Origin of the sequence: Novipirellula sp. (assembly GCF_041583735.1) — a bacterium.
GTDB lineage: Bacteria > Planctomycetota > Planctomycetia > Pirellulales > Pirellulaceae > Novipirellula.
The window spans coordinates 1-7373 of record NZ_JBFHFD010000441.1 but is presented as its reverse complement, the minus strand read 5'-3'; the positions used below and the strand labels follow the sequence as shown (position 1 = coordinate 7373).

General features: G+C 52.0%; 4 protein-coding genes and 1 pseudogene. 3 read left to right on the top strand and 2 right to left on the bottom strand.

What is annotated here, in order from left to right:
* A pseudogene (locus tag ABX962_RS25180) lies at positions 1-153 on the top strand (dipeptide epimerase); the annotation flags it as partial.
* A 1141-nt stretch (positions 154-1294) separates the two neighbouring features.
* Here ABX962_RS25180 and ABX962_RS25175 read toward each other — a convergent pair.
* Both ABX962_RS25175 and ABX962_RS25170 read right to left on the bottom strand, forming a co-directional pair.
* Complete coding sequence (locus tag ABX962_RS25175; protein ID WP_372723420.1) at positions 1295-2506, bottom strand: DUF1559 domain-containing protein; 1212 nt, start codon at positions 2504-2506, stop codon at positions 1295-1297.
* A 176-nt stretch (positions 2507-2682) separates the two neighbouring features.
* Complete coding sequence (locus ABX962_RS25170; protein ID WP_372723418.1) at positions 2683-2847, bottom strand: hypothetical protein; 165 nt, start codon at positions 2845-2847, stop codon at positions 2683-2685.
* A gap of 1154 nt (positions 2848-4001) precedes the next feature.
* Here ABX962_RS25170 and ABX962_RS25165 point away from each other — a divergent pair.
* Both ABX962_RS25165 and ABX962_RS25160 read left to right on the top strand, forming a co-directional pair.
* The gene (locus ABX962_RS25165; RefSeq protein WP_372723416.1) at positions 4002-5279 is read left to right on the top strand and encodes a suppressor of fused domain protein; all 1278 of its coding nucleotides are present in this window, start codon (positions 4002-4004) and stop codon (positions 5277-5279) included.
* A 1691-nt stretch (positions 5280-6970) separates the two neighbouring features.
* Positions 6971-7141 carry a hypothetical protein gene (locus tag ABX962_RS25160; RefSeq protein WP_372723414.1) on the top strand — a complete coding sequence of 57 codons (171 nt, stop codon included), beginning with the start codon at positions 6971-6973 and terminating at the stop codon, positions 7139-7141.
* The last annotated feature ends 232 nt before the right edge of the window (positions 7142-7373 follow it).

The following is a 7373-nucleotide window of genomic DNA, read 5'->3' as shown; positions in this document are numbered from 1 at the left end:
GCGGCCGCACAATTGTCGCCGCTCGTGGACTGGGCCGATCTCGATGGGAACCTGCTAATCACCAACGATCTCTACGAGGGAGTGAAGGTGATCGACGGCAAGTTGACCCTCAGCGACTTGCCCGGCATCGGGATCCGAAAGCGGAACACCTGATGTCTCGCTCCACTCGCCGCGGGTGTGGCGACAGCACGTAGTCCGAAGCGGCAGTTCTTGAATTTCGCAATCTTTCACAACCCGACGCGTCAGTTTCGAAGTTGCGTTTTTATCACAACTCGACGCATCAGCGAGGGATTCTTTAACTTCACTCGGTCCCTCGCTGACGCGTCGGGTTGCGATTTGCCGTGGAAAACGACGATAGGGCAATTTCCATACGTGTAAGCATGGAGGACTCGGGAGCCCGAAGTCCAAGAGCAACGGTATCGGCGACAACGATTACTCACCTCGCCGAGGTTCATGGAATCAGCAACGTCACCGACCGGGAATTTTTTCTCCGCCCAACCTATCGTCACGAGCGTGTCTATAGTTAGTCCCAACGGGACGGCACGATGTAGCCACGGGGCGTGAGCCCGTGGATGATGGAAAAAGAACAATGCCAAAGCCCCAAAGGGGCGACATGAACCACGCGATCACCGAAAACAAAACCTGACACTGGCGTAGCTTCTCCTTGAATTCAGCGTCTTTGTGAAAGATGGTCGCTCGCAGATTGCCACGGTTCAGGGCGTGATAAAGCCCAGTCTCAATTGATTGATGGTTTGGTCCGCCCCATGCCAACGCTCGCTCATGTATCTGTGTAGACAGAAGTATTAACGCGACAGAAAAATGAAGAGGCACCATCGCGGTAAACAATCTTTCTGTCGCAGCAATGTTTCTGTCTTCCCTCGACCGAACACGCCATCGCGAGGAAACCCGCCAAGAGAGACAACAGCGGATGTCAACGATGTTTCACCATCGACGTGTTTCCGCAGCGGCAAAGTGGCTGGCCACCTCTGCGCGCTGGCAAGCGGATTACCCCGCCATCCACGCCACTGCAGGTTGAACTTTAGATTCACAGGCAACACTGACGTTTTCAAACGTGCCTCGGTGGACAGTGAGATCACCATTCACAATTGTGCAAATCAAGGTGGACTGGGGGGGGACTCGATGAAGTAGGAAGAGTTCCAGCGATCAGCCAAGATTGCTTGGCTGCCTAAAAGAAATTCAAAGCGGGGACGCCTGTACGGCCTCCCCGCAGCTTGCGGCCGCAAAGAGCGGCAAGTCTTAAATAGTCATCTGGGATCTTAGATAATCTGGGATCTTAGAAATCAGAGCTGATCGTTTCTTTGTTACCTCGTGTTCCAAGACTACCCCAAAGTCCAAAAGGGCTTGGAGAACCCGCAGGGAGAACTCCTGGTTGGTCTGGAGTTTTCACCTGAGGGGAATTAGAATCGCCGGCTTCTATCGAATCGGTAATGAACTTGACCGCTCCGTCGGCCATCAAGGCATGAGCGCCACCTTGGTGCTGACTGCTCGTCGAAGTGATGTACTCTTGATGCCGATTGCCGTGAAAACACGTTTCGGTATTGGGGGGTGACATCGTGTGAAAACCGGAATAAAGAACAATTCCGCACATCCACTTTGATCCTCGACGCTCTTCGGCGGATCCTTCAACGGCTTGGGTCGAAGTCCAGAATCGAGGGCGTGCGGGATCGATGAAACCAGGGGCACGACAACGCAAGACGCCTCCAGCGCTCCACTGAGCTGTGGTTCGACCACCCGCATTCGCAGGCGTCGTTCGAATGTCTCTATCGCCTAGATCGGTGAGGATCTCACCGCACATAATGGTGTTCGACAGACCGTCGAGGATATCGCGAAATTCCGTTTTCTTTCGATAGACGAAAGCACCTCGAGCCGCAATTCCGACGTTAACAATTCGTGTGGCATTATTTAGCAAACTCGAGTTCAGACGATAGGTTTCACCTTCAATCGTCGTGTGATTTGCGTCACCCATGCAAGCGGCATAGTTCGTGCGTCCCATGCTAGGAAGCCCCCTCCCAGGATCACTTGGGCAGCGATATCCAGCAATATCGGTAAGCCACGGCAGGTAGGGATTGGGTGTGTATTCAGCAAGTGACATCGATGGAAGTGGCCCCATCGATTGGAAGATTGCTCCACCCGTCGTGGAGTAAGGATTGCTAATCTGCTCCCAAATCGCCTGCTGCTCGATGAACGGCGTAATGCCGACTAGAAAACTGAGCCGATATTCGTTGGCACCAGGCGTTTGATACGGCTGTCCGACGGCTAGACCTGTCCCCGAGCCTTGCTGGGGCATTTGGTTGTAGGCAGCGTGGTAATTGTGAATGGCTAAGCCAATCTGTTTAAAATTGTTGCTACAGCTCATTCGGCGAGCCGCTTCACGAGCCGCTTGCACAGCGGGCAGCAACAATCCCACTAAAACGCCAATAATGGCAATCACAACAAGCAATTCGACGAGGGTGAATCCCCGTTGGCTTCGAATGTTTCGAATCATTTTAGATCCTGCGAAGACGGAATAAGGAAGAAACTGAAACAGTAGGCGGTTTGCATCGAGGGGAAAAACGGGAAGTCGCAACTAACCCAATCCCCAAATCCCTTGTGCCAACCGCAGAAATGTACAGCTGATAATCAGTGGACAAAGCGATCCTAATGAACCAACAAGTGATCCAATCAATCGATGAGAGGACTTGGACCAGGATCGCTTGCGTGGCTTCCGTGCTCGTCGACATACGCTTTAATCTCGTCGTCAGTCCCCACAGCACCGCTTTGTTCACTACAGCCCGCACCCGCAATCAAGGCAAACAAGAACAAAAACAAGTGAAGAAATCGCACCATCAAAGGCTCTCCGGGAGAAATAAAAGAGATAAGTAAGCGGACTCAGTGTCGAAATATTAGCGAAGACTTCTTGGCCGAACTACTGTAAAGTTTGTTAATTCTAGTGTTTTTGTTGAGAAATGTTGTCGGGTTTGGTTAGTTCATTAGTTGGTGGTGGGGCTGTGGGACGGTTCGGACTTAGGTTTTTTGTCTTTGGTTTCGTTGTTAATCCGCGGCAGGATGTGATGGAGGATTGTTAGGAAGCGTCGAGCGAACAGCCCGTGTTTTGGCAAACACGTACGGTTGCATCAATGCAAAGTCTGCTCTGCGGAGACAGCCCCTTTTTCTTGTCGCCGCGTCGGATCGCTGAATGAAAAACGAGGCTGATGTAGTGCTGGAACTTCACCCTCAGGTTGTTGATTTCATTCGTCAATGCGTCTAGTAGCTTGGCGAACGACTCCAGGTACAACGAGGTGTGACGCCACGTCGCTATGGATGTGTTGTAACGTCGATCACGCTGGCGACGTTGGTATTCATGCGTGACTAAATAAGTTGCATTCGGTCCCCGGCTTTCATCCGGTCTTTCATTTCATCGAACCATCGGCGAATGCATCGCTCAGCGACAATCAAATGGGTCATTCCCAATACTGTTCAGCACAAAAGTTGCGCATTGAATTTCGCTGGTTTTGGGCACGGCGTTTGCGCATCGGGGCCTCTTTGGCGGATGATCCGCCAGTTGGTCAAGCAGCAGAAGGGCCAGCACCGAAGCGACTCCCCAAGCGACGAAAGCCAACTCCCAGAAAATGCGCCAGCGATCTACACCGGCGGTCAGTCGAACGAACGAACGCAGTTGCGAGATGATCTGCTTCTACGCACTCGGCCGAGGCCTCCTTGGGGGAACGAGAAGCACACATCGAAAAAAATTGAAACCCAAGACACTGTAGAATCGCTACACGCCGACTGAAGTCCCGTGGCTCCGGCGAGTCGCTGCTGTGCGGTCAGTGGTTGACCGCCGTCCTCCACCTGGCAATTCGCATCCGGAATCATCATCACCGACTGCAGTCCTGGTCACTTCTGGACACAGCAGCAACCGCGCCAAACCGTCTTGGGTTTGCCCCCTTAAATAAAAAGAAAGTGGTGTGACCCGTTTGATCTGATGACCCATTTGATTTCACTTGAAAGCGACGGTAGATTTTGGCCATACCCTGCGTGATCGCGACGCGTATGGACACAATAAATTGATTCAAAATTCCGTTAGGAAAAAAATGAAATTAGATGAGCGACGAGCTCTGTGCAAAGCGATAAGCGATAAGGATAACGACGCAGTTCGAACGTTTTGCCGCCAACACCACGTTCCTGATTATCAAGAGGTCAAAAAAAAAGAAAGTCTTTGGCTCAAATATGCGATCCGAAATGGAAATGCGGAAATTGTTCAAACCATGCTCGACCATGGTTTGAATGTCAATCCGCAGGTAGGGGAATTGGACCAGCCTCCACTCACGTATGCAATTAACGACAGCAAAGATGACATCGTCCGGTTGCTCTTGGAGCATGGGGCCGATCCAAATGCCGACCGACATCTTGTTAATGCGATTAACGCCAAAAAGCCGACGGAACGCCAACTACAGTATTTGCAACTGCTCATAAAGCATGGAGCAAATGTGAATCAGCTGCATCAGCTTTATGACACAGACACTCAGTTCACCGTTCTTGAATGGGCAAGAGACCCCGTAGTTCGGGAGTTTTTGGTTAGGCAGGGTGCCAAGACCTCTGCTGAGTTGCAGTTGGTCACTCGATCAAGTGAGAGCCCTGGCGAATCACCCGCCAAATCACTTGCGGACCGAACGAAAGATACAGCGGTCGTTGTCGGACAATTGTCTGAGGTGGTCGACTATTTCCAAAATGCATTTGGAAAAGTCGACTCAAAGACATTTTCTGATACTCTGTCGATTGGATTGGGCGCGACGGTCCACGTGATCAAGCCACAAACCCCGAGTGAGCCCATCACGCTATTCACCACAGGCCTTTCAGCACATCCTATGAATGTGCCGCAAGAGATCTTGAACGAAGCGGGGTGCGCAGAGCTTTACATGCAGTTGCCTGGGGAGTGGAACATTGATGACGAGGCCCCTCAATGGAATTGGCCAATCCAATTGATTCTAAATTTGGCCAATCACCCCACACGCGAAGGCGACTACTTTTTGCCGCCTGTCACCTGCGTCGCAAATGAATCGCCTCTTGGGCCCAATGTCAAATTTTCTTCAACAGCACTGCTAGCGCTGGAAACCTTCGAGCGATCCGACGGCAAATTGATCAACTGCTTTTGCCTAATGCCAATTTACGAAGCTGAGCACCGCATGATCATCGAACAGGGCGCGCCAGCTTTTCTCAAAGCCTTAGATAACGCCGAAGTTAGTCGAATTCTTGATATTAATAGACCGAGTGTTATTTAAAGACAGCACAAACAATGGGTCAGACCCAATACCGTTCAGCACAAAAGTTGCGAATTGAATTTCACTGGTTTTGGACACGGCGTTTGCGCATCGGGGCCTCTTTGGCGGATAGTCCGCTAGTTGGTCAAGCAGCAGAAGGGCCGGCACCGAAGCGACTCCCCAAGCGACGAAAGCCAACTCCCAAAAAATGCGCTAGCGATCTCCACCGGCGGCCAGCCGAACAATCGCACCTGCGAGATGGTCTGCTTCTACGTTCTCGGCTGAGGCATCCTGGGGGAACGAGAAGCACACATCGAAAAAAATTGAAACCCAAGACACTGTAGAAGCTCTACTCGCCGACTGAAGTCCCGTGACTTCGGCGATTCGCTGCTGTGCGGTCAGTAGTTGACCGCCGTCCTCCAGCTGGTAATTTGCATCCGGAATCATCATCACCGACTGTAGTCCTGATCACCTCTGGACACAGCTGCAACCGCGCCGAACAGTATTGAACCCGACCCACTAGATGCCTCCATTCGATTTCTTCGCGTCCCCTTTGATTTGCCCGTCAAGGTTCACGGAATGAGCAACGTCACCGACCGGGATTTTTTTCTCCGCCCAACCTATCGTCACGAGCGAGGCTATGTTTAGTCCCAACGGGACGGCACGATGTAGCCACGGGGCGTGAGCCCGTGGATGATGGAGAAAGCACAATGCCAAAGCCCCAAAGGGGCGACATGAACCAGCGATCACCGAAAACAAAACCTGACACTGGCGTAGCTTCTCCTTGAATTCAGCGTCTTTGTGAAAGATGGTCGCCCGCAGATTGCCACGGTTCAGGGCGTGGTAAAGCCCAGTCTCAGTTGATTGATGGTTTGGTCCGCCCCATGCCAGCACTCACTCATGTATGTGTGTAGACAGAAATATTGACAGGACAGAAGAATGAAGAGGCACCATCGCGGTAAACAATCTCTCTGTCGCACCAATCTTTCTGTTTTCCCTTGACCGAGCATGCAATCGCGAGGAAACCCGCCGAGTGAGACGACAGCGGATGTCAACGATGTTTCACCATCGACGTGTACGAACCGCGACAGCGTGGATGGCAACCGCTTTGTGCTGCCAAACGCGACGACCCACCGATCTGCGTCTTTGCAGTTTGATAGTTAAACAGCTAGCCAGGTGTCGTTCGGATCAGTAGTCGTTTCTGCCAACGCTATGAAACATTTCCGAGTCGTGTCTTGGCAAGTCATCACGCCCCGACGCGTTTATATGTTCTCCGGGCCAAAGGCTGGGCCATTTGCCAGTCGACGTCAGTAGATCTGAATAAACGGCCGGACCGTTGGCCCTACAATTCATTGGTTTTCTTGGTCCCAGCCCACTGGGCTGGGCTAGGTAAACGTCCAGGGCTTTGCCCCTTAATACAAACTCGCAACATCAAGACTGACGCGTTCGGGTGATGAGAAATGCTTCACAGCGTCGGCCCTGCGCCTGATGGGATTTCACTCAATGATTCCTGTCTACCAGCTTAGTCCTGCTCTCATGCCAGCACTCGCTCATGTATCTGTGTAGACAGAAATATTAACGCGACAGAAAAATGAAGAGGCACCATCGTGGTAAACAATCTCTCTGTCGCACCAAACTTTCTGTCTTCCCTCGCTCGAACACGCCATCGCGAGGAGAGCCGTCTCGATTGAAAACAACGGCCTTCATTTTCGGTGCCCAACATCGCTTACGCTTGGCTTCGCAGCGAGTCACTTTCAGGGGCTCGATCGCTTACCGCCGTGTTGCCCTCGGCGAAGCGTTATTCGGCCGCATCTGGCCACTACACCTGTCAACTCTTTCGCCTCAATTTGTTTGAAAACGGATGCAGCGAATATTGGCCTTAGTTGGCCAAACCGGGGCGTTTCAGTCAATTCAGGCAAGCTGGGGAGTTCGTCGGGATGTGATCCCAAATACCATCCGCGCACGAAAAAGCCCCGTGTATGACGGGCTTTTTTGATGCGGCCGAGTGGACTCGAACCTCCACGGGATTAACTCCCAGTAGGTCCTCACTCTCTCTCTGCATTGAATTTGTAAGGCAGGTGAGTCGCACATGCATTGCTCGCGGGGAGCTGCGTC

What these genes read in the sequence shown, in the direction of transcription:
- ABX962_RS25170 (WP_372723418.1), bottom strand. Translation starts at nt 2,847, where the DNA reads ATGGTGCGATTTCTTCACTTGTTTTTGTTCTTGTTTGCCTTGATTGCG.
- ABX962_RS25175 (WP_372723420.1), bottom strand. Translation starts at nt 2,506, where the DNA reads ATGATTCGAAACATTCGAAGCCAACGGGGATTCACCCTCGTCGAATTG.